Annotated in this window: 32 protein-coding genes; 14 read left to right on the plus strand and 18 right to left on the minus strand. The window is 44.2% G+C overall.

Annotation, left to right across the window (positions count from 1 at the left end; all coding sequences use genetic code 11):
* The first annotated feature begins 9 nt into the window (after positions 1 to 9).
* Complete coding sequence (locus Q0230_RS03135) at positions 10 to 1,170, plus strand: PilT/PilU family type 4a pilus ATPase (RefSeq protein ID WP_298608069.1); 1,161 nt, start codon at positions 10 to 12, stop codon at positions 1,168 to 1,170.
* Entirely contained in the window at positions 1,171 to 2,358 is a 1,188-nt protein-coding gene (locus tag Q0230_RS03140) for a PilT/PilU family type 4a pilus ATPase (protein ID WP_298608071.1), read from the plus strand. It begins immediately after the preceding gene.
* 5 nt (positions 2,359 to 2,363) lie between these two features.
* Here the strand turns inward: Q0230_RS03140 and bioD are convergent, their stop codons facing one another.
* Positions 2,364 to 3,011: a dethiobiotin synthase gene (gene bioD, locus Q0230_RS03145; protein WP_298608073.1), complete on the minus strand. Its 648-nt coding sequence runs from the start codon at positions 3,009 to 3,011 to the stop codon at positions 2,364 to 2,366.
* Positions 3,012 to 3,081: 70 nt separating this feature from the next.
* Here bioD and Q0230_RS03150 point away from each other — a divergent pair, with 70 nt between their 5' ends.
* A complete protein-coding gene (locus Q0230_RS03150; RefSeq protein WP_298608075.1) occupies positions 3,082 to 3,738 on the plus strand; it encodes a thiopurine S-methyltransferase in 657 nt (218 codons plus the stop codon).
* On the opposite strand, the gene Q0230_RS03155 is transcribed toward Q0230_RS03150, so the two are convergent.
* Both Q0230_RS03155 and Q0230_RS03160 read right to left on the minus strand, forming a co-directional pair.
* Entirely contained in the window at positions 3,735 to 4,526 is a 792-nt protein-coding gene (locus Q0230_RS03155; RefSeq protein ID WP_298608077.1) for a metallophosphoesterase, read from the minus strand. The two genes, Q0230_RS03150 and Q0230_RS03155, sit on opposite strands and share 4 nt — an antisense overlap.
* A 4-nt stretch (positions 4,527 to 4,530) precedes the next feature.
* Positions 4,531 to 6,192 (minus strand): mucoidy inhibitor MuiA family protein, encoded by a 1,662-nt coding sequence (locus tag Q0230_RS03160; RefSeq protein ID WP_298608079.1) that lies wholly within the window; start codon positions 6,190 to 6,192, stop codon positions 4,531 to 4,533.
* 85 nt (positions 6,193 to 6,277) lie between these two features.
* On the opposite strand from Q0230_RS03160, the gene Q0230_RS03165 reads away from it, so the two are divergent.
* Both Q0230_RS03165 and Q0230_RS03170 read left to right on the plus strand, forming a co-directional pair.
* The gene (locus Q0230_RS03165; protein ID WP_298608220.1) at positions 6,278 to 7,039 is read left to right on the plus strand and encodes a TatD family hydrolase; all 762 of its coding nucleotides are present in this window, start codon (positions 6,278 to 6,280) and stop codon (positions 7,037 to 7,039) included.
* Positions 7,040 to 7,549 carry a hypothetical protein gene (locus Q0230_RS03170; RefSeq protein ID WP_298608081.1) on the plus strand — a complete coding sequence of 170 codons (510 nt, stop codon included), beginning with the start codon at positions 7,040 to 7,042 and terminating at the stop codon, positions 7,547 to 7,549. It begins immediately after the preceding gene.
* 21 nt (positions 7,550 to 7,570) lie between these two features.
* Here the strand turns inward: Q0230_RS03170 and Q0230_RS03175 are convergent, their stop codons facing one another.
* The 10 genes from Q0230_RS03175 to Q0230_RS03220 all read right to left on the minus strand — a co-directional run bounded on the left by Q0230_RS03175 (position 7,571) and on the right by Q0230_RS03220 (position 15,816).
* Positions 7,571 to 8,221: a hypothetical protein gene (locus Q0230_RS03175; protein WP_298608083.1), complete on the minus strand. Its 651-nt coding sequence runs from the start codon at positions 8,219 to 8,221 to the stop codon at positions 7,571 to 7,573.
* 2 nt (positions 8,222 to 8,223) lie between these two features.
* Positions 8,224 to 8,964, minus strand: a complete 741-nt coding sequence (locus tag Q0230_RS03180) for an OmpA family protein (protein WP_298608085.1) — start codon at positions 8,962 to 8,964, stop codon at positions 8,224 to 8,226.
* Between the two features lie 223 nt (positions 8,965 to 9,187).
* Entirely contained in the window at positions 9,188 to 10,741 is a 1,554-nt protein-coding gene (locus Q0230_RS03185) for a FimV/HubP family polar landmark protein (RefSeq protein WP_298608087.1), read from the minus strand.
* Entirely contained in the window at positions 10,742 to 11,491 is a 750-nt protein-coding gene (locus Q0230_RS03190; protein WP_298608089.1) for a PhnD/SsuA/transferrin family substrate-binding protein, read from the minus strand. It lies immediately after the preceding gene.
* Positions 11,488 to 11,949 carry a PAS domain-containing protein gene (locus tag Q0230_RS03195; protein WP_298608091.1) on the minus strand — a complete coding sequence of 154 codons (462 nt, stop codon included), beginning with the start codon at positions 11,947 to 11,949 and terminating at the stop codon, positions 11,488 to 11,490. Before Q0230_RS03195 ends, Q0230_RS03190 begins: the two co-directional genes overlap by 4 nt.
* Positions 11,950 to 12,031: 82 nt before the next feature.
* Positions 12,032 to 12,394: a roadblock/LC7 domain-containing protein gene (locus Q0230_RS03200; protein ID WP_298608093.1), complete on the minus strand. Its 363-nt coding sequence runs from the start codon at positions 12,392 to 12,394 to the stop codon at positions 12,032 to 12,034.
* An 84-nt stretch (positions 12,395 to 12,478) separates the two neighbouring features.
* Positions 12,479 to 13,129 carry a hypothetical protein gene (locus Q0230_RS03205; RefSeq protein WP_298608095.1) on the minus strand — a complete coding sequence of 217 codons (651 nt, stop codon included), beginning with the start codon at positions 13,127 to 13,129 and terminating at the stop codon, positions 12,479 to 12,481.
* Positions 13,129 to 13,671 carry an ATP/GTP-binding protein gene (locus Q0230_RS03210; protein ID WP_298608097.1) on the minus strand — a complete coding sequence of 181 codons (543 nt, stop codon included), beginning with the start codon at positions 13,669 to 13,671 and terminating at the stop codon, positions 13,129 to 13,131. The genes Q0230_RS03205 and Q0230_RS03210 overlap by 1 nt, the downstream gene beginning before the upstream one ends.
* Positions 13,672 to 13,676: 5 nt before the next feature.
* A complete protein-coding gene (locus tag Q0230_RS03215) occupies positions 13,677 to 15,071 on the minus strand; it encodes a hypothetical protein (protein WP_298608099.1) in 1,395 nt (464 codons plus the stop codon).
* A 25-nt stretch (positions 15,072 to 15,096) separates the two neighbouring features.
* A complete protein-coding gene (locus Q0230_RS03220; protein WP_298608101.1) occupies positions 15,097 to 15,816 on the minus strand; it encodes a hypothetical protein in 720 nt (239 codons plus the stop codon).
* Between the two features lie 194 nt (positions 15,817 to 16,010).
* On the opposite strand from Q0230_RS03220, the gene Q0230_RS03225 reads away from it, so the two are divergent.
* The 8 genes from Q0230_RS03225 (at position 16,011) to Q0230_RS03260 (ending at position 20,066) form a co-directional block, all read left to right on the plus strand.
* Entirely contained in the window at positions 16,011 to 16,397 is a 387-nt protein-coding gene (locus Q0230_RS03225; protein WP_298608103.1) for a hypothetical protein, read from the plus strand.
* Between the two features lie 43 nt (positions 16,398 to 16,440).
* On the plus strand, positions 16,441 to 16,803 hold the full coding sequence (locus tag Q0230_RS03230; RefSeq protein WP_298608105.1) for a polymer-forming cytoskeletal protein: 363 nt from the start codon (positions 16,441 to 16,443) through the stop codon (positions 16,801 to 16,803).
* A 165-nt stretch (positions 16,804 to 16,968) separates the two neighbouring features.
* Complete coding sequence (locus tag Q0230_RS03235; protein WP_298608107.1) at positions 16,969 to 17,169, plus strand: hypothetical protein; 201 nt, start codon at positions 16,969 to 16,971, stop codon at positions 17,167 to 17,169.
* 120 nt (positions 17,170 to 17,289) lie between these two features.
* Positions 17,290 to 17,601 (plus strand): ferredoxin, encoded by a 312-nt coding sequence (locus Q0230_RS03240; RefSeq protein ID WP_298608109.1) that lies wholly within the window; start codon positions 17,290 to 17,292, stop codon positions 17,599 to 17,601.
* A gap of 6 nt (positions 17,602 to 17,607) precedes the next feature.
* Positions 17,608 to 18,471: a 4-hydroxybenzoate octaprenyltransferase gene (gene ubiA, locus Q0230_RS03245; RefSeq protein ID WP_298608111.1), complete on the plus strand. Its 864-nt coding sequence runs from the start codon at positions 17,608 to 17,610 to the stop codon at positions 18,469 to 18,471.
* 67 nt (positions 18,472 to 18,538) lie between these two features.
* Positions 18,539 to 19,054, plus strand: a complete 516-nt coding sequence (gene fabA / locus Q0230_RS03250; protein ID WP_298608113.1) for a 3-hydroxyacyl-[acyl-carrier-protein] dehydratase FabA — start codon at positions 18,539 to 18,541, stop codon at positions 19,052 to 19,054.
* Between the two features lie 146 nt (positions 19,055 to 19,200).
* On the plus strand, positions 19,201 to 19,446 hold the full coding sequence (locus Q0230_RS03255; RefSeq protein WP_298608115.1) for a type B 50S ribosomal protein L31: 246 nt from the start codon (positions 19,201 to 19,203) through the stop codon (positions 19,444 to 19,446).
* A 176-nt stretch (positions 19,447 to 19,622) separates the two neighbouring features.
* Positions 19,623 to 20,066, plus strand: a complete 444-nt coding sequence (locus tag Q0230_RS03260) for a PaaI family thioesterase (RefSeq protein WP_298608117.1) — start codon at positions 19,623 to 19,625, stop codon at positions 20,064 to 20,066.
* A 29-nt stretch (positions 20,067 to 20,095) separates the two neighbouring features.
* Here Q0230_RS03260 and Q0230_RS03265 read toward each other — a convergent pair whose 3' ends face one another.
* The 5 genes from Q0230_RS03265 to Q0230_RS03285 all read right to left on the minus strand — a co-directional run bounded on the left by Q0230_RS03265 (position 20,096) and on the right by Q0230_RS03285 (position 24,643).
* Positions 20,096 to 21,364, minus strand: a complete 1,269-nt coding sequence (locus Q0230_RS03265; protein ID WP_298608119.1) for a heme biosynthesis HemY N-terminal domain-containing protein — start codon at positions 21,362 to 21,364, stop codon at positions 20,096 to 20,098.
* Positions 21,361 to 22,506 (minus strand): uroporphyrinogen-III C-methyltransferase, encoded by a 1,146-nt coding sequence (locus Q0230_RS03270; protein WP_298608120.1) that lies wholly within the window; start codon positions 22,504 to 22,506, stop codon positions 21,361 to 21,363. The genes Q0230_RS03265 and Q0230_RS03270 overlap by 4 nt, the downstream gene beginning before the upstream one ends.
* Complete coding sequence (locus Q0230_RS03275; protein ID WP_298608122.1) at positions 22,503 to 23,270, minus strand: uroporphyrinogen-III synthase; 768 nt, start codon at positions 23,268 to 23,270, stop codon at positions 22,503 to 22,505. The genes Q0230_RS03270 and Q0230_RS03275 overlap by 4 nt, the downstream gene beginning before the upstream one ends.
* A gap of 3 nt (positions 23,271 to 23,273) precedes the next feature.
* Entirely contained in the window at positions 23,274 to 24,206 is a 933-nt protein-coding gene (gene hemC, locus Q0230_RS03280) for a hydroxymethylbilane synthase (protein WP_298608124.1), read from the minus strand.
* 89 nt (positions 24,207 to 24,295) lie between these two features.
* Complete coding sequence (locus Q0230_RS03285) at positions 24,296 to 24,643, minus strand: hypothetical protein (RefSeq protein WP_298608125.1); 348 nt, start codon at positions 24,641 to 24,643, stop codon at positions 24,296 to 24,298.
* 223 nt (positions 24,644 to 24,866) lie between these two features.
* On the opposite strand from Q0230_RS03285, the gene purD reads away from it, so the two are divergent.
* On the plus strand, positions 24,867 to 26,162 hold the full coding sequence (purD, locus tag Q0230_RS03290) for a phosphoribosylamine--glycine ligase (protein WP_298608127.1): 1,296 nt from the start codon (positions 24,867 to 24,869) through the stop codon (positions 26,160 to 26,162).
* Positions 26,163 to 26,197: the final 35 nt, after the last annotated feature.

The following is a 26,197-nucleotide window of genomic DNA, read 5'->3' on the forward strand; positions in this document are numbered from 1 at the left end:
GTAACGCTCGTGGATCGCGATAATGCAATGGGTTACGTGCAGAAACTACTGCGCGGCATGCTCGAAAAAGGCAGTTCAGATTTATTTATTACCGCGGATGCCGCCCCTTCAGTAAAAGTGAATGGGGAAATGATGCCGCTTACCCAGAATATTCTGACAGAAATGAATGCACGTATGTTAGTGCGTTCCATTATGAATGACTACCAGCTACAACAATTTGAATCGCAAATGGAGTGCAATTTCTCGATTAGCTTACCAGGCACAGCACGTTTCCGTGTGAATGCTTTTACCCAACGTGGTTGCTCTGGGATGGTGTTGCGGCACATTCCTACTAAAATTCCCAGGTTTGAGGATTTAGATTTACCACCGATTTTGCGTGATCTTTCCTTAACTAAACGCGGCCTAATTATCTTCGTTGGGGCAACAGGTTCAGGTAAGTCCACATCCTTAGCGGCTATGCTTGACTATCGGAATGAAAATTCGCGGGGGCATATTGTCACAATCGAGGATCCCATTGAGTTTATTCATCAGCATAAAGGCTGTTTACTGACCCAGCGCGAAGTGGGCTTAGATACCACTAGCTATGAAATTGCACTGAAAAATACTCTACGACAAGCGCCTGATGTCATTCTAATGGGCGAGGTGCGTGATAAAGAAACGATGGAGTATGCAATTGCCTATGCTGAAACCGGGCATTTATGCTTGACCACCTTACACGCGAATAGCGCTAACCAAGCGATTGAACGGATTCTTAACTTCTTCTCTGAAGAGCGTCATCCACAGTTATTGATGGATTTATCGCTCAATCTTAAATCCGTTATTTCCCAGCGTTTAGTCCGTTCAGTAGATGAAAAAACACGAGTCCCTGCGGTTGAAGTCATTATTAATACACCCTTGATGGCCGATTTAATCCTGAAAGGCGATGTCTCGGGGATGAAAACTTTGGCCTCAAAGTCTCGTGAATACGGCATGTGTACTTTTGACCAAGCACTATTTGACTTAATTGAAACCCGAAAAATTACTGTACAAGAAGGTTTACGTAATGCGGATTCAGTGAATGATCTGCGGCTGCGTCTGAAATTGGAAAGTCGTTTCTCTAAAGAGAACGATTTCTTCCGAGGAACGGATCATCTGGAAATAGAACCTGTAGCGAATAATGTAAGAAGGTAAATGATGGCTAATCTAATCGAAGAGGATATGCGCCTATCACCATTATTACACATGATGGTTAAACAGCAGGCTTCAGATATTTACTTAACTACTGGCGCACATGCTTCGGTTAAAGTGCGTGGTTCTTTACGCAAAATCAGCAAAGAACCCATGAAGCCCGGCAATATTCGCCAGCTTGCCGAAGAGGTTCTAACTTCCAGTGAAATGGAAACTTTTTATACGGCTCGTGAGTTTAATAAAGGGATTGCTTTAAAGGGGATTGGCCGCTTCCGGATGAATTTATACTTCCAACGTGGCGAAGTTTCGATGGTGGTGCGGCATATTCGCAGCAATATTGCTAATCCCGACGATTTAAATCTACCAGAAGTGTTAAAAGAGCTGGTGATGCGCCGCGATGGTTTGATCTTGTTCGTAGGCTCAACGGGTTCTGGTAAATCGACCTCGATGGCCTCCTTGATTCAGTACCGAAATGAACGTCATTGCGGGCATATTCTGACGATTGAAGATCCTATTGAATACACTTTTCGGCATGGTCAATCAATTATTGGTCAACGCGAAGTCGGCTTTGATACTTTAAGTTATGCGAATGCGATGCGCGAAGCCATGCGCGAAGCACCCGATATGATTATGGTCGGGGAAGCACGTGATGCTTCAACTATGGGAGCAGTCCTAGGCTTTGCGGATACTGGCCATTTAGTGCTATCTACTTTGCACGCAATTAATGTTGTGCAAGCACTTGAGCGGATTTTGTATTTATTTGGTAGCGAAGATAAAAATCGAGTACTTATGGACTTGTCTCTGAACTTACGGGCGATTGTAGCCCAACGTTTGATTCCAGCATCAAGCGGTGAGGGTATTCACTTAGCCGCTGAGGTGTTAGTGAATACACCTTATGTGTCCGAGTTGATCCGTAAGGGACATTTCAATGATTTACCAGAGATTATTGAGAAAGGCACTTCTGATGGTATGTTGAGCTTTGATCAGTCTTTATTCCGTTTATTGCGTGATCAGAAAATCACTAAAGCCCATGCCTTGGAATATGCCACTTCACGTAATAACCTCGAATGGCAAATTAGCTTCGGTAATGGCAGCTTTGCACCTGATAAAAATAAGCCAACTGAACCCAGTGTCTATGAAAAAGTGTTGGAATCGACGAAAAATAAAATTACTGGCTCTATCGACACTTAAAAAAACTAGCTCCACCGAATAATCGGCACCTCTAGCAAGGCTCGTAAGTCTTGCTGGTTGTCCATACCTGCTGGCGCTGGATGAATCGGATTGAGAATAATCCCTGCTAGACTTAACTGGCGGGTTCGAATGGCTTCGACTGTAAGCAAAATATGATTAAGGCATCCCACTCGATCTTCACTCACTAATAAAATTGGTAGCTTTAAAGCAGCCGCTAAATCGGCATTTAAACCATCACTTGCGACAGGCGAGTAAAAGCCCCCAGCACCTTCTACATAGAGAAAGTTTGGTGGTTGATAATGCTCACGGCATTGCTGAGCCAGTTGCTGAATCTTTAATTGCTTACCTTCTAATTGTGCAGCTCGTGGGGGCGATAAGGGTGCTAGCAAGCGGTTAGGGCAGATTTGGTTTAACGGCTGAAACCCGCTAGCCGCTAAAGCTAATTTCCACGTATCACTGTCAGTAATTTGCTCAGTTGACCAACCCGATTCCACTGGTTTGCGTGGTGTAACTTGTATTCCAAGTTGTCGCAAATGTTGTAAGAGCCGTGTACCGATCCAAGTTTTACCTACCCCTGTATCCGTGCCAGTCATAAAAATACCCGGTAACTGACTAAGCTGCTGTAACCAGGCTGCAAAATAACTTGAATTCAATTGGGAAACTCTAAGTCGAGAAAATTTTCTATTATACTGCAAGCCTTTCAACTGCATAGCGAGCTTCAAAATGCGCGCCCGATTTTGGCATGAACGTTGGCAGCAAAACCAAATTGGTTTTCACCAAGACGAGATTAATCCTTATCTACAAACTTATTGGCCCCGCCTACAACTAGCCGCTGGTAGCACCGTATTTGTACCTTTATGCGGCAAAAGTATTGATATGCTTTGGTTGCGAGCACAAGGGTATGCTGTTTTAGGGATTGAGTTAAGCCCGATTGCGGTAAAGGATTTTTTTGCAGAGAATGGATTAGAGCCACAAATTACTCAACAGGGTTCGTTTGAATTATGGGAAGTAGAGGGTTTAAAAATTCTGCTGGGTGATTTCTTTCAACTGACGGTTAAGGATTTAGCTGAGTGTCGTGCTATTTATGATCGCGCTGCCTTGATTGCCTTGCCTCCCGATATGCGTGAGCAATATGCAGCCCATCTCCAGCAGATTGCAGCTGATAAACCCAGTCTGTTAATCACGTTAGAATATGATCAAACCGTCACGGGTGGGCCGCCCTTCTCGGTGACCCCAATAGAAGTCGAGCAGTATTATGCAACTCAGTATCATATTGAACCCTTAGCGCGTGTCGACATTAGCCAGACTCAACATGGCATTATCGCTAAGGGAGCTAAAGAGTTATATGAAGGTATTTATTTACTTAAACCTAAAGCTTAGGCTTCCAAATAATGTACTTGAGTGGTGATTTTTCCATCCGCATGTAATTCTAACTCACGCCAACCCGGATTGGCGTGTTTAAACCCTAAACATGTTTCATCATGTGTCAGTTGCACACAAGTTGCCGGTGTACCATACACGGCGATGGTTTGGCCTTGTCGATTCGTGACTGCGCCTACAAATTCAGTATGAATATGGCCGAAAGCTACAGCCTTCACCTGAGGAAAGTTTGTTAAAATCGCCCAAAGCTGCTCTGGCTGCTGTAAACCCATCTTATCCATCCAAGCACTGCCAATCGGTAGTGGGTGATGGTGTAGAAAGACTACAACATATTCTTCAGTTGGAATCTGACTAAGTGTATTGAGTAAAGTATCTAGCTTTTCTGTCGTTAAATAGCCTTCTCCGTGCAAGGGGCGACTGCTATCCAAAAATAGTAAATGCCAATCCCCTAATTGTGCCTGTGGTACTAGATGGATATGTGAGCTACTTAGCTCTGCTTGCATCAGCTCAGGATGATCATGATTCCCGGGTAAGACATAAATAGGGGCTGGAAAATTATCTAACAAGCGGTTAATACGCTGATAAGTTGCCGCGACTTCTTCCTGTGCTAGATCACCACTCAATACTAAGGCATCACAAGGTGGCTGTTGCCCTAGATAGCTTAAAACCCGCATCAGTGCTTGATTCGGGTAAACAGGTAGCGGTGACCAAATTAAGCGAGAAGCATCGTCAGCATAGCAGTGTGTGTCACTAAGCTGCCAAATACGCAGTGGAGTTGTTTCAGCCATTGATTTAAAGCCCAGATAAAGACTGATCTTGTGGATAGCTAATGCTATAACCATAGTTAAGCTCTACCTTAGCACCTGCCGCTAGCTCACGCACCCAAGTATTCACACCTTTTTTATTATCAACGTCTTTGGCGCTTGGAATATCACCAGTAGGTGTCACACTAATATCTGAGTTATTGGGTACTGGAAGCATATCGTACATTTTGACGCTGCGGGCTTCCGTATGTTCATTTTGGATGGTGACTTGGTAGCTATAATCTAAGCGCTTGCGACTGCTTAAGAGGCCAGGTTGAGTCGTTTTTTCTGGTATAGGCTGAAAGCGAATTTTTACCCGATCATCTTCGCCAAAAGCTAATTTCATGAGTTCCCCAGTTTTTAGTTCAGCTAGTTGTGAATTGCCAATGAAATTGCCATCACGATATAAGGCGACTGTACCCGGAATGAGTGGAGCTTGACCTTGATAGGCCGCTTCTGTCGTTAAAATAGCTCTTGGGTCTAGACGTGGGGCGCTACTTAATTGCAGTTTTGCGTCCAAGGTTTGGCTTTCTAAAGTCACACGGCGTGTATCACTGCCTGAAGTTAGTGTTAAAGCACCAGGCACTTGGTATTCAACGTTATATCGACTGTTTACTAAAGCACTATTTTCTTCAAGCATCTTCATAGCGGGACGCTCTTTAGCCAGCGTTGTTGGCATAGGTGCTGCTTGTGGTGCAGGCATTGCTTCATTAGCTGCTGCCATGCGCAGCGTATCTGCAGCAGCCTCGGACACTACCGGTTGCTCATACAAAGAAATAACCCAACTATTTAGCTCAGGTAGGCTCGCACTAGCGGTTGGCCGTAGAGTAGACAGATTCACTTTTACATTCGACCAATCTTCACCCGTGTTTTGTTGAATTGCTGCTTGAGTTTTAAATTGAAGTTTACCTGTGCTGCTGTCTAATTCAGCTTCATAGACGGGAGACCAATGAGCGGCTGGAATTTGATAGCTTAAGCTGAGGGTTAGATTGCTAGCTTGTGCGGCTTTAACATATAAGCTAGCTGTGCGATTACTGGTTTCACCCGTCGCAATTTGCTCTAACTGTGCTTGCAGTTGCGCTAAACCACGATCAAATTCTTGCAAAGTTTTATCCGCGGTACGTACTTTGGTTTGTGCTTCGGCGGTTGCGGTTTCCAAGGTCTGCCAAGCTTGTTGCCATTGTGTTAAGGGTAGGGCGGTTGTGCCTTGCGCTGGAGTATCTTTGTTAGGCTGTTGCATACCGGTTGCACGAATAAAGGCCAGTTGTTGCCCAGCACGAGTTTTAGCATCGGCTACTTCTTGGCGTTTTTCTTGCCAGCGCCGAATTTCTTCTTCTAATTGGTGTTCTTTGGCTTGCACGGCTTCTGAACTTAATTGTTCAGCAAGTTGCACGCTGCCTAAACTCACTGGGGTTGTACTAGAGCCGGATACCCGTAAGGAAGTCGCATCCATTTGCAAGGGTAAGCCTGGTAAAATAACTTTAGTTTCACCCGCTGCTAAGTCAAGAGTGACCATGCGCGTAATTCGTGCACTATCTGGGTAGATTGTAACCGCGCTAATATTGGAGTTAGCTTGCAAATCCGCATAGGTGGTTTGTGGTAAGAATAAGGTAACTGAAAGGCTACTAATTATGACTGAGCTAATACGCAATTTGTCAAAACTCCAAAGTATTTTTCTTCATTATGGTTGCTGCTAGCATAGCAACAAAAATAGGACTTGGAAAATCATCCAGTTAATTGATACCCACTGCCATTTCGATGATCAGAGCTTTGACCCAGACCGTTTGCAAATTTTGCACCAGATGCAAGGCTTGGGCGTTAGCGATCTAATCATTCCAGCGATTACTCAAGCAAGCTGGGTAGGTGTTCAAACCCTATGCCTAGATCAGGTTAGGCTACATGCAGCGTATGGCTTACACCCGATTTATTTGGCGGAGCATACTGAGCAACACCTCACAGAGTTAGGGGATTTTATTCGGGAAAATCGCTCACAAGTTATTGCTGTAGGTGAATGTGGGTTGGATTTTTTCCTACCAGACTTGGATGTGCAGCGCCAAACTGAGCTATTTATCATGCAACTAAAGTTGGCTAAGCGGTATGATTTGCCAGTGATTATACATGCAAGGCGCTCAGTGGATGCCGTCTTGAGCTGTATTCGGCGGATTGGTGGTTTACGTGGGGTAGTGCATAGCTTTGCGGGGAGCTTACAACAAGCTGAGCAATTCATTACTCAAGGTTTTTATCTGGGAGCTGGAGGAACTTTGACTTATGAGCGCGCACAGCGTCTTAGACATGTGTTAAAAACAGTACCTCTTGAGTCGTTGCTATTAGAAACTGATGCTCCGGATCAGCCAGATAGCTTATGGCGTGGACAGCGTAATACGCCACTACGGTTACCGGTTATTGCAGCCGCTTTGGCTCAGTTGCGGGGCTGCCCTGTAGAGTCTATAGCCAAGATCACCACCACGAATGCACAAAACTTATTTGGAATTAGTTAGATGAAGTATTTTTTTCCAATCTTAATGGGAATCGTCATTTTATTCGGTATGGGCTTGACACTTACGCCGTATATTGCCGATTGGTTTTTACCGGTGAGTGCGTCTAATTATCAGCAGGCGAAGCCAGCTGATGCGCGTCAAGCAGTAGCTGATTGGTTTGGTGTGAAGCCTGAAGACATTAAAGCTGCGCAAGCAATCCGCCGCCGCACCAATGAAGGGAATACCAGTTGGCTCATGTTTGAAGCAAGTCGTGAACCAGTCGCGCAGTTCGTGCTGAATGCTCGTCTGCAACAAGTGAACTTGGATCAAACAGCGCTTCAAGCTATTTGGCTGAATAATCCACCACCAATGGATTGGTGGCAGCCTGTAGAGCTAAAGCGCGAAACTTATTTTTCTGGTAAGACAGAAAATCGTATACTTTCCTTAGTTTACAATGAAGAGCAGCAAAAGGGTTATTTAATCGTTAAGGCCATAGAAACTGTCAATGATAAAACTAAAAATAGTTTTTAATAGTTTGCTGAATTTAATTTGCTAAGCAATGGCTTGATTAGAATGAGTTAGTAGGCGTGCAGCTTTTACCCATTTAGCTAAAGGTAAAATACGCTCTTCACTAATAAGGCGCTGAATTAATTTTAACTGTTCGGTGCTACAAGCTGCTAATTGCTCACAGTTTAAAATACCTAACATATGTAGCTTTTGAATACTGCTTGAGTCAATTCCTTCAAGGCAGTTCAATTCATGGCATGGAGAGGTAGCCCGATTAAAGTTGGCCTGATTTGCTACTGAAATAGGAATATGTACATGTTTTTTTAGTAGCTTGGCTAAATCATTGAGGCGGCGTAGTTGCTGTTCGCGTTTTGCTAATACAGTAGTACTTTCTCTTAATTGATTGCGAGTATGCATTAATTGCAAACGTAGCTGTTCAAAGTTTTTTAAATCAGTTGAATGACGTAATTCACTGAGTGCTTGTTCTTTCTCAACTACACAGTAGCTAGCGTATTGATTAAGTTCAGCAAAATCTTGCTGTAAACGTTGATGCGCATAACGTAAGCGGACTAGTTCTTGATAGCAAGCAGTACGCGAATGTTGTTGGAAGAACTGTGCAGCCCACCAGCCCGCGCCCAAACCTAATAACAATAAACCTATTCCAAACGCTGAGAGCTGAAAACTGAGGGCATGCATGCTTACTCCTTAAGGACAGTCAACTCAACCCTCCGATTACGAGTCCGTCCTGCCTCATCTTCATTGCTGGCAACAGGGCGGGTTGATCCATAACCTTGGGCTTTAATTCGATTCAAATCAAGACCTTTTGTTAGAAGATATTGAAGCACAGCTTCCGCTTTTGCCTGAGTAAGTGCTGTTTGACCGAGAGCAGTCCCCTGATTGTCGGTATGAGCAGATATTTCTACCAATGCTTGTGGATATTGTTTGAGCAGCTCGGCTAATTGATCGAGAATTGGATAAGATTCTTCGGTTAATATTGCTTGAGTGGGAACGAATTCAATTTTGCTTAAATCAAATTGTTCAAGTGCGTGTTTTTTGGAGGGTATATATAAACTACCCGGTGCTATTTCGGTAGGCTTAGGTTGATCCGTTTGGCTCACTGCGGGTATTGCTGGTGCAAGGGTCACTTGGTTAGTTACAGTGCGCACACCTTGAATCCCACTTACAATTTCTAAAATCGCTTCTAGAGAAGTTTCTTGAGTCAGAATGCCGCTAATATTACCATCACGCCCCTGAAAATGTACATTAACGCTAGGTAAATTAGCTTCAGCTAGAGCCGTTCGAGCTTTTTGGGCTAAGTCATTTTCAATAGCAGATTGTTTCCAAAGTAAAGCTAATCCCGTCAAACTAAAAGCAATTAATAGCGCTAAAATAGATAAGCGCATATAAATTTGATGCTCATAGTCATTTTTGCCAAGCATAAAAACTCCGCGGTAAATCGGGTTAAATTAAAAATTAGGCTCTAGTAACAGATTAGTACACTCAATAGTGTTGGTACAGATCAAGAGGGCTGGAACAAGCCTAACCAGTTTCGAGCCTGCCTAGTCTAAGGATAGGCAAAAGAGTCTAATAAAGCAGCTTGTTGTTGATTAGTCAATCTTGTTACAAGGTTGAGAAGAGAGGCTCAACCTTGCTGATATAAATTCAACCTAAAAATGAGAGAATTTCTCGAGCTTCTTGTTGTTGACGCTGACCACCCTCACGCAGTACTTCCTTTAGCAAGGAACTGGCTGCTGTGGAATCGCGCAGGTCTAAGTAAGCACGTACAATGTCTAATTTGATAGCAGCATCCATATTATCGTCATTGGCAGCTATAGCTTGAACAGTGGCAGTAGGTGCTAAAGGTGAGAGCTCAGCTGCATTAGGGAGTTCAGGAGATGCGAGAGGAGTTGGAGCGCTAGTAGCAACTGGTGTGTTAGTAGTAGCGGTTTTCGTTGCTTCAGGGAGCGGTGGAGTTACTTCTTTGCTCCTTCGTCCTAATAACCAACCTATCGGCAATGCGATGAGAGATAATAACCAAGGTAGCCAAGAGCCACGCTGTTTTTCTAGGCTCGCTTTATTTAGTTCAGCACTAGCACGGGCTGCATTAGCGAGTAAGAGTTCTTTTTGAGAGTTATCTAGTTGTTCTTTAGTTTCGTTAACTTGTCCTGTTAAGACCGACATGGTTTGATCACGCTCTTTTAATTGTTGTTGCGCTGTTTCTAAATCAGATTGGAGCTTATTTTTAGCATTAATGAGTTGCTCATTCGCCGCCTCGATCTCGTCTAATTGCTGCGTTAAAATGGCAGGATCAGGTGTATCTGGGGTAGCATTTGCAGTCTCGGTGGTCGCAGCAGCAGTTGGGGATGCTGCTGTCGCTTCAGCCTGTTTATTACCAGCTTGTAGGGTTTGTAGTTGCTGTTTTAACTGGTCTCGTTCTTGTTCTAATTGTTTTTTGTCGGCAAGGATCTGCTCATTCGCGCTTTCAATTGCATCTAATTGTTGCATTAAAATCGCTGGATCTGGCGCTTCGGCTGTAGTGGTTTCCGGAGTACTAGCTGCTTCATTGGTAGCAGCAGGAGTCGCTTGGTTAGCGAGCTTAGTTTCTAGTTGTTTTTTGTCAGCCTCAAGCGTTTGCAGTTGCTTTTTTAAATCCTCCTGTTCTTTAAGCAGTTTATTTTTATCAGCCAAAATCTGTTCATTGGCGCTTTCAATTTCATCCAACTGTTGCATCAAGATTGCTGGATCAGGTTTTTCTGTGTCCGCACTTGGTGTTACAGGATTCGTTGCTGCAGTAGCAGTTGAATTTAGGTCTTTAAGTTGCTTAGCTAATTGCTCTTTTTCTGCTTCTAAGGTTTTGAGTCGGCTCTTTAAATCAGCTAATTCCTTATCATTAGAATTGGTAGGAATAGTTTCTGGAGCAGCCTCAGGTGCTTGTAAATCGACAATGGTTTTTGGATCAGGCAAACGTAAGGTTTTACCAACGATCAGTTGGTGTACGCTTTGATTTTTAAAGCTTGCCAGGTTAGCTTCAAAGATAGCTTGGGTTAAAGTCTTGCTAGTTTTATAGCTAGGATAGTGCTCTGCGATGATAGTGCTTAAAGTATCACCTGCTTTGACTTCGATCGTTTTCTCTTCGGCCTGTACTACATTAAACGCATTTAAGGCAAGCAAACTGATTGTTAAAGTCAAGGCAGGGGTACGGAGCAAGCTATTCATTTAGGTCACCAAAGTATCCATTAAATCGATCATGAACTCCGTGTCTTCCTGCTGCAGGATTTCCCAATCAGTGAAGCCCAAATTGTGTAGGGCATCGCGACCTTTTGCATCGGAGCTCATATTAGCTAGTATCGTTTTCAGGGTTTCATACTCTGCTTGTAAATGGGGTTCTACAAGTAAAACATGCCGAATGTCGTAAATTTGGCTACGGAGTAGCTCCCGTAACTGACTACGCACAACCCGAGACAAGCCATCATAAGCTTCTGCTAAGAAAAAGCCGACATCTACTTTGCCTTGGAGAACTAATTTAGCAACCACTACATAAGTATCTGCGATGACGCTCTGTAGGGTTTGGCGTGTAATATCAGCAGGCTCTAACAGAATAGAGCTTATTGTATTCACATCTGGTGCTTCTGTCACAGCGGCTCGGCAAGTAATTGGTAAATCTTCAATACATTTCACGGAGGAATCTACATTGACTGCAATCACTGCCTCATCGGATTTGCCAACGGCTGCGGCAATCGCCTTGAAACCTTTTTCACGCACTAGCATGGCAGCATCAAAAGGATTGGCATAAATAATCCCAATTTCATCGCGTTGAATGGCTTCACGTTGCTTTTGGAAACTAGGGAATAACTCTAAGCGGATCGGGTGACCCCATTGCTTTTGTAACCAAGTGTTAAAAATATACCAACCCGCAATTCGATCGGGGCCAATATCAGGGCTTATGGTCATCACTGGGCGCATCATACTGCGGCTCCTGCTTCATTCATTTGTGCATAAAGTTGAATACATTCCTGCACTTTTGCACGGGAGGGTTTACGGCGTACGGAGGTATAACCAATGATACTGCCATCCCGAATATTAGGAATAACGGTGGCATAGACCCAATAGAAACAACCGTCTTTGCGCAAATTTTTTACATAACCATGCCATTGTTTACCTTGTTGAATGGTATCCCAAAGATCTTGGAAAGCAGCGGCGGGCATATCTGGGTGGCGGAGAATATGATGTGGTCGCCCAATTAACTCTTCATGTTGATACCCTGACATTTCTATAAATGAAGGATTACAGTGAGTAATGATCCCTGCCAAATCGGTACGTGATACAATGAGCTTCCCTTCAGGGAAGGGTATTTCTTCATTCTTGATGAGCACTTCTCGCATAGTGCCATCGTGATAAATTAACTGCACGAATGGGCTTATCATTGGACCCTCTAAGTCGAAGTGGATGCTATTTTTATTTATTGTTTATAGTTAGATAAAGCTATCCAGTAAAAAAGCTTATCCTCTAGATAAGCTTCGCAATGCTCTCTGACGCACGCTTAACATCCAAGAAAATTAAGCCTAAGCGTGCATTAGGTTTAGCTAAAACTGTCACAACAGCATCTTTGCCTGCATGTGTCATGAGAATGTAGCCGTGGCCTCCTTTAATTAGGACTTGCTCAAGTCCACCGCGAGCTAACTCTTCAGCAGTACGATCACCTAGAGAGAGCATTGCCGCACTCATAGCACCTACACGATCTTCATCCATGCCAGAAGGCAGCATAGAGGCCATCATTAAACCATCGGTGGATAAGACTGCTGATGCTTCAATATCTGCAGACGAGCCATTTAAATCACTGAGTATAGAATGCAGCATTTCAGAGCGCATTGATGAGTCTCCATTCGTAATTAATTAAAAGTATATGCAATAATTTTTAATAGTTTGAGCTTTTTTTGCACAAACTGCCCAATTTTATATGGAGCCTAGCTCGCTATTGCCATAGCGCATTTCTAAGGCCCAAACCAGCTGTTTAAAGGCTGGTTGGTTTAGTTGGGGGATGCCACCGATGATTAGAGTAAAGCGGTTTTGCCCAATATAGATAGGCCAAAATCCCACTTCGCTATTTCCACTAGCATCAATTAACCCCCAAGCTCGTTGCCGATAGCCCAAGTTACCTTGTAGCAATTCTTTATGACGAGCATAAACTGCGGTGAGATTCGCGCTTAAAGCCGCCAGTTCTTCGGCAGCTTCATGCGGAAATCCAGCACTTCCCAAATACAGCCCGCGACTTTCCGCTAAAACTGCTTTGCCTTCATCAGACAAATTGCGAAGTAGTTGTGGCAGAAGACGCTCTAATGTTTCTGGTGGCGCTTGTTCGCTATGCTCCAAACCAATAATTAGACCTGCTTCCTGCAACCAATGCACAAATTCGAGGGCACGTTTCTTTTTAAGATTGCTCAGTTCACAAGCAACCTCTGTATTAAACAAGGGTGTTTGAGGATGCTGGAGCAATTTGTGGATGAAATCACGCCCTGATTCTGGCGTATTATCTTGGACGGCATAATAAACGCCACCAGGCGTCGCGCCAAGATAGAGATTTTCATTAAGAATGTATTCGCTCATCAGGCATTCACCCCAGGGTCGAGTGAGTACAGAAGGGCTTGTACCAAGGCGGTAATATCAGCACGGCTGCGGGCATCGACTTCAAAAATAGGTGCTTTCAGCGAAAGTTGATCTAGCCATTGGCGGTAATCATATAGATTAGGTGAGCGCTGAATATCCATACGCGTTACCCCGACAACCATTTGTTGTTGTTCAATGAACTGCCGGAAGGCGTTAGTATAAAATCGCATATCTTGGAAGGGATCTTTGCGGGTATTGTCTAATAATAAGATCAGACCAATACCACCTTTAGTGAGAATATCCCACATAAAGTCAAAGCGTTCTTGGCCAGGAGTCCCATATAAATGGACACGCTCTTTATCACCTAAATGAATTAAGCCGTAATCCATCGCTACTGTAGTTTGCGGTTTACGACTTTTAGTCATGTCGGAGGCTTGTTCATCTGTAGTGACGATTGCAATATCACTGATCGACGCAATCGCAGTGGTTTTACCTGCCCCCACCGGTCCCGTAAAGATGATTTTTTTGTTGGTGATACTCATAAGCCTTAGTTTCCGCCCCCTCCGAGTAAGCGTTTCAACAGCCGTGAGAATAAGCCACGATTTTTCTGTGGTACTTCTTTCTCTTGATATTCGACTTTGCCTTCATCCATTGCCATTAGCCCTAATACGCTAGCTGCTGTGAAGAAAGCAAAGACATGACGCTGTGGGATGTCTAACCATTTAGCGACATCAAACACAGTGCCTGGGCGTTGCTGCCAAGCTGCTGCAATACGCATGACATGCGGAATATTTTCAACTCTTGTTAAATTTGGCCAGTGCTTTACAACCCATCGCTGATTTATATTCACATCCCGATTTAAGCGTCCATGTGAGGCTAATAAAGTTACAAGCCACAGGATACTTTCTAAATCATGGGTATGTTGTTTATCAGCTCGATAGGCCTGCTCTAAAGTAGGCATTTCAGCAGCGGTTGGCGTGTGTAAGTGTACCTTGCCTGCTTGAATTGGGGTATTACAAAGTGTTGCAAATTTGTCAGAGGTCAAATCGAAACTGCAATAAGCCATATTCAAGTTAGGTAATAATAAAATTTGATCATAAGTGTCAAATTTTAGCTGGATAGGAGTGCCTGATTGTTTAGCTTGCTGTAAAGCATTTAGTAATAGCTTCAATAAAAAATTATCTGGTGTAAAGCGCTGCATCGCCGTTTGTGCATTAGCAGGGTTAACATCTGCTTGAGTTCCACAAAGTAATTGCCAACGTCGCTCTAATTGTTCTTGATTCTTCTCAGGTAAGGCAATGGCACCAAAGTTTAAGAAACTATTATCAGTAGCTTCTTCTACAGGCGTTGGTTTAGCTGGGTCACGAATTAATGATTTAGCAGGGATTATCGGCTTAACAGGTTCTTTGGTAGTTGTTGGTGCAGATGGTTTTTCCGTAACAGCTGGTTTAGTTTTGGTAATAGTGTCTGCATCATCTTTACCAAAATCTAATAATTGGGATGGGCGGGTTTTACGTTGACCTAAACCGAAAGGATGCGCTGCAGTCGGCGGTTTTTGCGCTGCCGGTTGCGAGGTAGAGGGTGGTGTGTACTCTCGTTCGGTGTTGGCGGTTGCCCCTTTGGGTAATAAAGCACGTACTTGCTCAGCAGCTTTAGTTAGAGCTTGTGAAGTTAAGGGCTTAGGTACCCAAATAGTATTCGGTAATTGAATTTCCCGTACGGACAAAATAATGCCTGGTTTGGCAGTCTCAGTACGGTCTTGCCATTCAAGGTCAGCACCTGGGTGGTCAAAATCAATAATTAAGGTTTCAGCATCTGCTAGCGAAGTTACTTTGAACAGCTGCTTGCCAGCCCCAGCAAAGAAAAACTCCAGTATCGCCCGGTTGTGCGGGCTAATACTTAACAATGCAATCCGTAGAGGATTTCCTGATGAATTCAGCATACGTCCTGCCCATTATAATTAGTCCTCACCAATTGTTTGCCTCACTTTGGTAAGCCTGCCAAGTCTCTGAAGGCTCAATACCAGCTGCTACTAATTCAGCAGTCAATTGGGTCAGTTTATCCTTATTGCGCGTATATTGGTAAATATTTAAGAGCTCTTGCTCAAGTGCAGGGTCATTAGAACCTGCTAGGATTTCTTTTTCTAGCAACTCCTGTGCAATATCAATTTGTCCATATTCTAGGCAAGCTTGTGCTTCTTCTAGGATCGAGTTATAGCGACTAATTTCAACTTGGCGTTCCACTGTAATCAGGGGACGGTGTACTTGGTTTTCCCCAGTTGCTAATACCGAGCCTAAGCGCCACTCACGATCTAGTCCTTGCTGGGTACTCTCAGTTTGCAGTTCTTTAAAAAACTGTACCGCTTCCATAGATAAATAGGGAGTACATTGTTCCAGCATTCGGTCTTTGAGCATGATCCCCGCTTCCTTTCCTAAAGCGAGATAAAGATCCATTAAGCTGCCTTCCATCCGGTCAGTTAGCCCTTCAGTATGCGTCAATAGAATTCGTTGCACATGCGCTCGAAGATCTAAGGGATAACGGCGAATTTGATGCGACAAAAATCGCCAAGTTTGTAATGCATCATAGGTTGGCGAGAGTCTTAAGTTCTTTTCATCCGGCATACGGAAAGCTAAAGGCAAAGCAACGGAAGCAGCCGAACTTCCACCGGGAAACATTTTTTCAAGCATATCAGGCCAAGGGCAGCTAAAAAATTTTAATATTTTATAGTGTTTAACTATAAAGACGATACAGCTTTTTGAATGATAACCTATAAAATGCTACAGAAAAGTTTTTTGGATCAATGGCAACTAAGGTGCAAAGCTTGATGTTGTAGTCTTATTAAGTCAGCATTGCGGTCAAATAGAGGAAACTGGGGTGTAGCGTGTTATATCTAATTGGACAAATATTAGTTATTGTTTTGGTTGCAACTTTTGCCGGTTTAGGTTTAGGTTGGTGGTCGCGAGGTCTGATGGCTGACCTCCGCCCACAAGCTACTAATAATGAAGAAGAAACGGATCCTTTTGGAGCACGTTCACGCTTAGAGCAATGTCATCGGGATAATGCTGCGTTACGTCGTGATTTGCGCGAAACTGAAGATCAGCTAGAGCAATTGCGGAAAGCTAAAGAGCTAACTCGTGAGGGTGATATGGTGGGGCGCTTACAAGCTGCTGAGGGGCGCGTCCAAGCTTTATTAGATGATTTGCAGGTACGTGATGACACGATCGCGGTTTTGGAAAAGGAGCTTGATACCTTACGCGCCCGGTCATAATTAACTAACATAAACTAATAACATAACTATTGAGGAATTTTATATGGCTAAAAAGGGAGCCGGCGCAGCTTCTCTGTTTGAGGCTGATATCGAGGTAGTAGGTGATATCTCATTTGCGGGTGAGTTATATCTACAAGGACGCGTAAACGGTAATATTATGGCTCCAGGCGAGTCAGGAGCTTCTCTCTTTTTGCAAGAGCATAGCGAGGTGAATGGCGAGATTCGTGCACCGACGTTGGTAGTATCCGGACGAGTTGCTGGAGATATTTACTCTACTCGGCGGGTCACTTTAAAATCTAGTGCGGATGTCGTAGGGAATATTCATTACGCCGAAATTTTAGTTGAACAAGGTGCTAGTGTGAATGGAATGCTAGTATCTTTAGGACAGGCAGAACAAAAACTATAAAAAGCTAAAAAAAATACATAAGGTTATCAAAATAGTGCTAGCCTCTATTTTGATGACATTTTACTGTTATAGACACATGGTGTTGTGAAAAAAAAACAGTTATGATGCGGCAGTGCATCAATTAAGTTTCTTCCTGATGTTTTTTGCTTTTGTGGAGATTTACCAATGAATTATCGTGTTGTTCTAGCTACTTTAATGGCTGCTTTTGTTTTGACTGCTTGTGGTAAGAAAGACGAAGCCCCAAAAACTGAAGCAGCTCCTGCTGCAACAACTGCTCCAGCTGCAGCTCCAGCTGCTGATGCGGCAGCAACTGCTCCAGCAGCAACAACTGCTCCAGCAGCTGGCGAAGCTCCAAAGCCACAATAAGCTTATTGGGCTTGCTTGAGTCTTAATAGCAGGGTGGTTTTCCACCCTGTTTTTATTTGAAATCCCGCATTTATTTTCAGCTCTGGCATAATTCCTTAATTGTTCATCAAGGATCATGCTATGTCTTACTACAAACACCATGTGTTTTTCTGCACTAATCAACGCACGAATGGCGACACTAGTTGTCAGGATTTTCATTCGGCTGAAATGCGCGACTATGCTAAACAACGTTGTAAAGAATTAGGGCTGCATAAAGATCAGCAAGTGCGTATTAATAGCGCAGGTTGTCTAAACCGTTGTGAGCTTGGGCCGGTGGTTGTCGTTTATCCTGAGGCTACTTGGTACACTTGGGTCGATAAAACCGACATTGATGAAATCATTGAAAGCCATTTAGTGAATGGTAAGCCAGTGGAACGCTTATTATTGGATTGATATTGCATGCTAACTGAGCGCTTAAAGCATTATGGTCGCTTGATTCGTTTCGAACGACCAATTGGTACCTTGCTACTCTTGTGGCCAACTTACTGGGCTTTATGGATAGCTGCCCAAGGCTTTCCGGGCTGGAAGCTATTAATTATTTTCAGTCTAGGTACTTTTCTGATGCGCTCGGCCGGCTGTGCTATCAATGATATTGCAGATCGAAAAGTAGATGGTCATGTGGAGCGTACTAAGTTACGTCCGTTAGCAACGGGTGCGATTTCGGTGAAGGAAGCTTTAGGTGTGTTTGGCTGCTTATTGTTTCTAGCTTTCCTGTTAGTGTTGCAACTTAATGTTTTAACCGTCGGTTTTTCTTTGCTAGCGGTAGTCCTTGCGGCTAGTTATCCTTTTATGAAGCGTTATCATCATTGGCCTCAAGTCTATTTGGGTATCGCTTTTGCTTGGGGTATTCCGATGGCATTTACGGCTATCCAAAACCAGCCTCCACCTTTAGCTGCTTGGGTCTTGTTGGCTGCGAATGTAGCTTGGACGACAGCTTATGACACCATGTATGCCATGTGTGATCGTGAAGATGATTTAAAAATCGGTGTCAAATCCACCGCGATTATTTTCGGTGAGTATGACCGCTTAATGGTAGGGGTCTTACAAGTAGCTACTGTAGGTTTATTGGTTTGGGCAGGTCACTTAGCTGACTTAAATTTTTGGTTCTGGCTGAGTCTTGTAGTAGCACTTGGATTTTTTGGTTATCAACAATACTTAATCCGGCATCGAGAGCGCTGGTTAAGTTTACAGGCCTTTTTGAATAATAATTGGGTCGGACTGGTGTTATTTATTGGGATTGTCTTGAGTTATAGTCTGCCTTAACGGTTTTCGGTGTAGAATAAATTCCGCTACAATCGGCATCTTTATGTTCGGAGCTTTTGAGCCTGCTATGTCCAGACAATCAAGTTTTAACCGCGAAGAGCTATTGCAATGCGGTCGTGGAGAAATGTTCGGCGAGGGTAATGCCCAGTTGCCTGTGCCTAATATGCTAATGATGGATCGCATTGTGCATATTAGTGATGAAGGTGGTACCCACGGGAAAGGAGAAATTCTTGCTGAACTTGATGTGAAACCTGATTTATGGTTTTTTGATTGCCATTTTCCGGGTGATCCAGTCATGCCTGGTTGTTTAGGTTTGGATGCAATGTGGCAGATGGTTGGCTTCTATTTAGCTTGGTTGGGTAGTCCCGGACATGGACGCGCTTTGGGGGTTGGAGAGGTCAAATTTTTCGGGCAGGTCTTACCTAATGCACAAAAAGTAACTTATAAAATTAATCTAAAGCGTGTGATTACCCGCAGACTAGTGATGGGGATTGCTGATGGTAGCCTTGAAGTCGATGGGCGTGAAATTTATACCGCACAAGACTTGCGCGTAGGGCTATTTATGAATACGGCTAGCTTCTAAGCACTAGATTTTTAATAAATTCTGTATTTATCTTAACCAAAACAACTAGTTTTGTTGGCTTTATAAATAGTGTTGCGGTCAGGGTGCGGTGTTTGTTACCATAGCGCCCTTTTCGTATTAACCGATAAATTTTGAGGACGCTCGGCATGAAGCCCGAAATTCACCCTAATTATAGAGAAGTCGTATTCCAAGATCTCGCCAGCGGCTTCACTTTCCTGACCCGCTCTACTGTAGAAACTCGTGAAACTATCGAGTATGAAGGGGCTACTTACCCTTTACTGAAAGTGGAGATTTCTAGCCAATCTCATCCTTTCTATACTGGCAAACAAGCTGTGAAGAGCACTGCTGGTCAGATCGACAAGTTCAATCGTCGTTTCTCACGCGGCAAATAAATACTAGCTTTATTACCTGAAATTTCAGAAATAAGCACTCAAGGTATTTAGTTTTAGCTTCTAAAATGCCCCAATGCTGGGGCGTTTTTATTTCTGCATAAAACCCTTCCATTGACGTAAACGTTAATTTCTAGCTAGAGTTAGAGCTTCTAATGCTAATTCTTGGAGGAGTGAACATGAGTCAAGCTATACCGGCTGAATTTGTCGAGCGTGTAACAGCCAGTTTTCAACGTCAGAATGCCATGCACCTAATTCAAGCCAGTTTGCCAGTCGTTGAGCAAGGTCTAACAGAAATTCATCTTCCGCATTGGCAAGGCGTGGAACAGCAACATGGATTTATTCATGGTGGTGTAGTGGGGATGATTGCTGATTCTGCCGCTGGTTATGCTGCTATGACGATGGTGCCTGCAACGGCATCTGTGCTGACTGTCGAATTCAAAATGAATTTAGTTGCACCCGCTGATGGCGAGAAACTGATTGCTCGTGGCCAAGTGGTTCGCTCTGGGCGTACTTTAATTGTCACCAAGGCTGAGGTATTTGCAGTGAAACAAGGCAAAGAAGCCTTATGTGCGTTGATGCAACAAACCATTATGGTGATGCATGGGAAGACGGAAAAATAGCTCGGTATGTGTCACTTCAACTTAATTTGCTAAAAAGTTGGAGCTGGTTGATAGCTAGTTTCAACGGGTTTTTTCGGATGTTGCGAGGCTGCTAGGACTAAGCGCTCCCCCTGTTGGCGAATGCAATAGCGCAGGCCAAGCTTATAACAATGTTCTGCATTACTAGTCTCACCCATCACTTCTAAGAGTTCCGCTAACTCTAAATAAGCTTCTGGATCAGGGGCTTGATTCAGGCTGGTTTCATAATAGGATTTGGCAACTCCCCACAGTTTTTGCTGCCGATGTAAACGTGCTAATAATAATAAACTCACTGGATTTGCTGGCTGTGGTGCTAACCATTTTTCAGCATTTTGTACTGCATTAGCAAGATTGGCATGCTCAAGACGACCGTACAAATCTGCTAGCTGCGGATACCAAGCATTGGCATGTACAGTCGTAATAAATTGTTCAGCTAAAGCATCTGCATCCGCTTGATGCAAAGCCCTAGTGTATACGTTCATAGCTTCAGATTGCTCGCGAATCGCAGTGGGCAATCTTTTCCACAGAGTTTGTAGCTTCTCGGTATTTTTTTGTTCCGCATATTTACTGAATAAACCGACTAAAGTAGCTGCTTGTACATGACTCATACTTTCGCTATTTAGCAGATTGAGTTTTTGTAGATCAGGCAGTAAATCAAGCAAAGCTTCCCAGTTTTGCTGCTTATACAAAACTTTGGCTAGCAATTTAGTCACATAGGCATTTTTGGGGGCAAGGCTCCGCAGATTTAGGAGCGTGGCATGCGCTTGTTCTAATTGCTCAGCCGATAATTGCATCTCTGCTTGGGAAACACCTACAGCAATTTGCGCACTATGATCACTCTCAATGGCTTTTTTCAAAAGCTCATCACGGCGTTCAGGAGCTTCCTGCATATGTGCAGCTCGGGCGGCTCCTAAATAATTTAATAAGGGTGTTTCACTGCGCTCAGCATGCTCGGTAAGTAGCTGCTCAGCCTTGCTCCAATGGCCTTCAGTTAATTGGATTAAGCCTTGATTGAGGCTGTGGTTAGCTTTGGTATGTAAGCGATGATCACGTAAGCGATGCAAACGGCGTCTTAAACCTAACAGTTCGCGCACTAGGGTAAGGCCTAAATAAAAGGCCATGCAAGCTCCTAACACTAACAAAGCGAGAGTAGCCGTAGTGAGTTCATAAACTTGGCTACCCCATTTAATAAAACTTGGACCAGAATGGGTTAAGACCTGCTGAGTGACCCAAAATCCACTTAAACCTAATAAAATGGATAAGAGAATAAAACGCATCATGGTTTAGGTTCTCCAGCTAAAGCGGTATTACGAGCTTTTTCCAATTGATGCAAGCTCGCTGAAATATCGGGCAAAGCAGGTTGTAAGTTTACTTGGTCGAGCTGCATGAGTGGTTCTATTAAACCAGCCATTTGGTCTTTAGGGTAATAGGCTTGCAAGGTATCGCGGATCAGAGCAATTTGCTGATGGTAGTTGTTGTCCTGCCGCTGTAATGCCATTAGACGTAAGTTTTCTAGGCGCAATAAGATCAATTGGTGCAAGCTTTGCCGTGATTCTGTATCTAAAGCATTTGCTAAAGGCTGGTCGATTTGATGCACCACTACCGCTTCATTTAAAGTATTGAGCGCTTTTTGTTTATATTCTTGCCAGAGTGAATTGTCTTGATTCGCATGGGTGTCATTGGTCTTAGTAGTGCTTGGATTGGCTCTTAAAGTTTGGCTTGGCAAAGCTTTTGCGAGCTGGTTAGAAAGCGTCAAACTTAGAGTATTAATGCGTTGGGAGAGGTCGAGTAAGTCTGGTTCAGCAAAGGCTTCTAAACTCGCAATATCCCTAGCTAATTGCTGGCGCACTGGTAAATAAGTGACCGAGCCTAGTTTACCTAACAATAAATCTGCCTCTTTTAAAGCAGCTAAAGCAGCGCCTTTGTTAGCCGTTAAGTGCAGCTCCTGATTTGCCATCCGTAACAGGAAAGCAACTTCTTCAATTTGCCAATCATGGTCAGTTTTGGGTGCTACTGATTGTTGCAAGCGTGCTTGTAGGCTTGTGACTTGTTCAACTTGGGCAGTAACGGTTTCAGCAAATTGGCGGGTTTCATTATGCATTTGCGCCATTTTTTGTAAATTTGTACTGGCATCGGTGGATAACTTATCCACTGTTTGCTTCACATCCTTGCGTAACGCTTCCAACGTACTGCTATCTGCTTTTTGACTAAGCATTTTGTCTAAATTGGCAATGCGGATTTGGCTGTCGTTGGCCTTGGTGTTCATACGCTGCCAATGTTTATAACCGGTAGCAATTCCAATTACAGTGAAAAATAGAGCTAAAAAAGCAATAAAGAGCGCAAAGCTAGTACCTTTGGCTTTAGGTACAGTGCTGAGATAGTGAGGCTCAGTAAAGACTGTGGTTTCAGATTTTTCGATCATTCTTGATTGTCCTGTTGCCACTGGATTAAGGCTGCCAGCATCTCGTCATCCGCAGGGCTTCGGGCAACAATTATTTTATGTTTAAAGCCACGTTGCTGAGCATAAAAACTGATTCGCTCGCTGCCCACAACGATAGGGTATTGATAAATCCAGGTTTCTGGTTCTAAAAGCTGCAAGAGGTTACGCAAAATCTCGCTACTGGTTATACAGATTATATCAAGGCCGTGAGTGTCATGGAGTTGTTTTAAAGTTTGAGCTGATCCCGTTACGCTACGTTGATAGACCGTGGCATAACTGACCTTGGCACCCCTAGCGCTTAAGGTTTCGGCTAAGACCTCACGTCCGGCATCGCCACGCACAATTAACACCTGCTGCCCTGTCAGATCCTGCACTGGTGGCAAAGTTAAAAAATCTTCACTGGTAAAGCCTTGTTCGGGCACTAAATTGGGTTGTAAACCATATTTATTTAAACTAGCAGCCGTTTGTTTACCAATTGCCCCTAGCTTAGTGGCTTTGAAACAGGTCAAATCGTGAAAAAAGTTTAGGCCGTACTCCACTGCATTCGCGCTAATGAAAATGACCCAATCATAAGCTTGCTGATGAATAGCTAATAGACTATCGGGCGCTTGATTGATCGGTTCAATCGCCATCACGGGAAAAAGTTGCGGTTTGGCGCCTGCTGCTAATAACAGCTCATAAAAACGCCCCGCTTGATGTGCTGGGCGGGTGACGAGTACTTGAATATCTGTCAGCGGCAAATTCATAGCTCAGTGCTGAGCTATACCTAAAACACTCAGGATTTTATCGCCACCTTGGGCAAGTAAGGAGTCAGCAATGGAGATCCCTAAAGCTTCTGGATTGTGTGGATCACCGACTGCTTCAGCTCTAAACAGGGCTGAGCCATCGGGATAACCTAGCAAACCGCGCATACGCAATTCACCATCTTGGAGTTCGGCAAAACCTGCAATCGGAACTTGGCAACCTCCATGCAGGCGATGATTCATGGCACGCTCAGCACGAACGCGAATTAAGGTCGCTGGATGAATCAAGGGCGCTAACAGCTCCTGAATGCGTGGGTCGTTCACTCGACATTCAATCCCAATCGCACCTTGACCGACAGCAGGCAAGCTTTGCTCAGGGGATAAATAGCTGGTAATCCGTGCTGCAAATTGCATACGGATAAGTCCAGCTGCTGCGAGAATAATGGCGTCGTATTCGCCATTATCTAATTTAGCGAGGCGGGTATTGATATTGCCGCGCAAGTCTTTGGTTTTCAGCTGAGGATAACGCGCCAGTAACTGCATTTGGCGGCGTAAGCTACAAGTACCGATCACAGCTCCCTCTGGTAGCTCATCCAAAGATTGATAGTGATTAGACACGAAAGCATCACGCGGATCTTCCCGCTCCATAATCACAGCCAGATGTAAGCCCTCGGGAAATTCCATTGGTACATCTTTCATGGAGTGCACAGCCATATCCGCACTACCTTCGAGCATGCCGACTTCAAGTTCTTTAACAAATAATCCTTTGCCGCCAATGCGAGATAAGGGGCTATCGAGAATTTTGTCACCGCGGGTGGTCATACCCACTAATTCAACTTGTAAATCGCTATGCAAAGCTTGTAAGCGGGCGGCGACATGCTCAGCTTGCCATAAAGCAAGCGGGCTAGTACGAGTGGCGATGCGGATAATTTCGGCCATAAAGTCGTGGGGAAGTCATTAAAGCTTTAGCACTTTACGGCAAATAATTTGAGACTTCCAGCAGCGCTATCAAGGATAAGGGAAAGGGTTTAAGCGTAGGGCACTAAATAGCGCACATCAATATAACAAGAAGGCCGATGCGATAAGGGCGGGTAAACATGTAACCAATAAGCGTTATCGCGTTTGAGCATACCTTCTTCCATAGCGACTAGGTCAACTAGACTGCCATTATATAAGCGAATCATCACATCAGCATTTTGTGCAGGATTGCGTCGGCATTCAATAGGGGCATAATTAATTGCCACAGTATTTACTTTATACACGGTGGCAATTGGGCGGCTACTCAAATCAGCAATGGTTAAAATATTGCCATTATCTGTACAGGCTGTTAGTAAGGTAGTGCTAAAAATAATGAAAAAATAAAATATGCCACGCATGCGGTACTCGCTTGTTTTTTACCTATATGCCTGCTGGTCACCACAAAGTTTGGGCAGTCTCCTAAGTTCTTCTCTCTATTTGGCTGAGAGGCTGATTTTCAGCAATGGCTTTTGGAGTGGAAGTGATGTTTTTACTTCTTATCGGTCATTCACGGTTGAAACCCTGCATCATTCTGGTTTTAATGACGCAGTTTAAATTTGGGTGTCATAAGCAGGAGCCAAAATGAAAGTTCTAGTTGTTGGAAGTGGTGGGCGTGAACATGCTTTAGCGTGGAAATTAGCCCAATCACCGCGTGTCACCGAAGTATTAGTTGCCCCTGGCAATGCAGGTACTGCTCGGGAACCTAAAATGCGCAACTTGCCGATTGCAGCAGAAGATATTGATGCTTTGGTGTATTACGCCCAAGACCAAGAAGTTGACTTAACCGTCGTTGGCCCTGAGGCTCCTTTATCCAAAGGTCTTGTGGATCGTTTTCGTGCAACCGGTTTGCGCTGCTTTGGCCCAACCCAGCAGGCGGCTCAATTAGAGTCCTCTAAAGCCTTTGCTAAAGATTTCTTAGCACGTCACCATATCGCCACCGCTGAATACGCTAATTTCACAGAGCTAGAGCCTGCGCTTGCTTATATTCGTGCCAAGGGTGCGCCCATTGTGATTAAGGCAGATGGCTTAGCAGCAGGGAAGGGAGTTATTCTGGCTCAGACTGAGGATGAGGCCATGGCTGCGGTTCAAGATATGTTGGCCGGTAATGCTTTTGGGGCTGCAGGTAGCCGGGTAGTGATTGAAGAGTTTTTAGTCGGCGAAGAGGCCAGTTTCATTGTGATGGTGGATGGTGAGCATGTGCTGGCAATGGCTAGCTCGCAAGATCATAAAGCGCGGGATAATGGCGATAAAGGCCCTAACACGGGTGGGATGGGGGCTTATTCACCGGCACCGGTAGTCACTCCGGCGATGCATGACCGCATTATGCAGGAGGTGATTTATCCTACAGTGCGCGGTATGGAGGCTGATGGTATTCCTTATACGGGCTTCCTGTACGCAGGAGTGATGATTACGGCAGACGGTACGCCAAAAGTTTTAGAGTTCAATTGCCGCTTTGGTGATCCAGAAACCCAACCGATTATGGCGCGCTTAAAATCCGATTTTGTCGAGTTGCTCGAAGCTGCTGTGGATAAACGCTTAGATCAAGTAAACGCAGAGTGGGATAGTCGTGCTGCGGTTGGTGTGGTCTTAGCTGCAGGTGGTTATCCTGATGCTTATGCCAAAGGTGCAGTGATTCAGGGCTTGGAGCAAGCAGCACAACTTGCGGGTAAAGTATTTCATGCCGGCACTGCCGATCAAGCAGGGCAAGTGGTTACCAATGGTGGGCGCGTCTTGTGTGCAGTGGGTTTAGGTAATTCAGTCACAGCCGCGCAAGCGCAAGCTTATGAATTAGTTAAAACGATTCAGTGGGATAAGGTTTATTACCGTACTGATATTGGTCATCGTGCGATTGCACGCGAGCAAGCACAGAGTTCCTAGGGTTTTTACTACCTAAGGGCTAGTAGCATGGTAAT

The sequence above is a fragment of the uncultured Thiothrix sp. genome, from assembly GCF_937876535.1.
Taxonomy (GTDB): Bacteria; Pseudomonadota; Gammaproteobacteria; order Thiotrichales; family Thiotrichaceae; genus Thiolinea.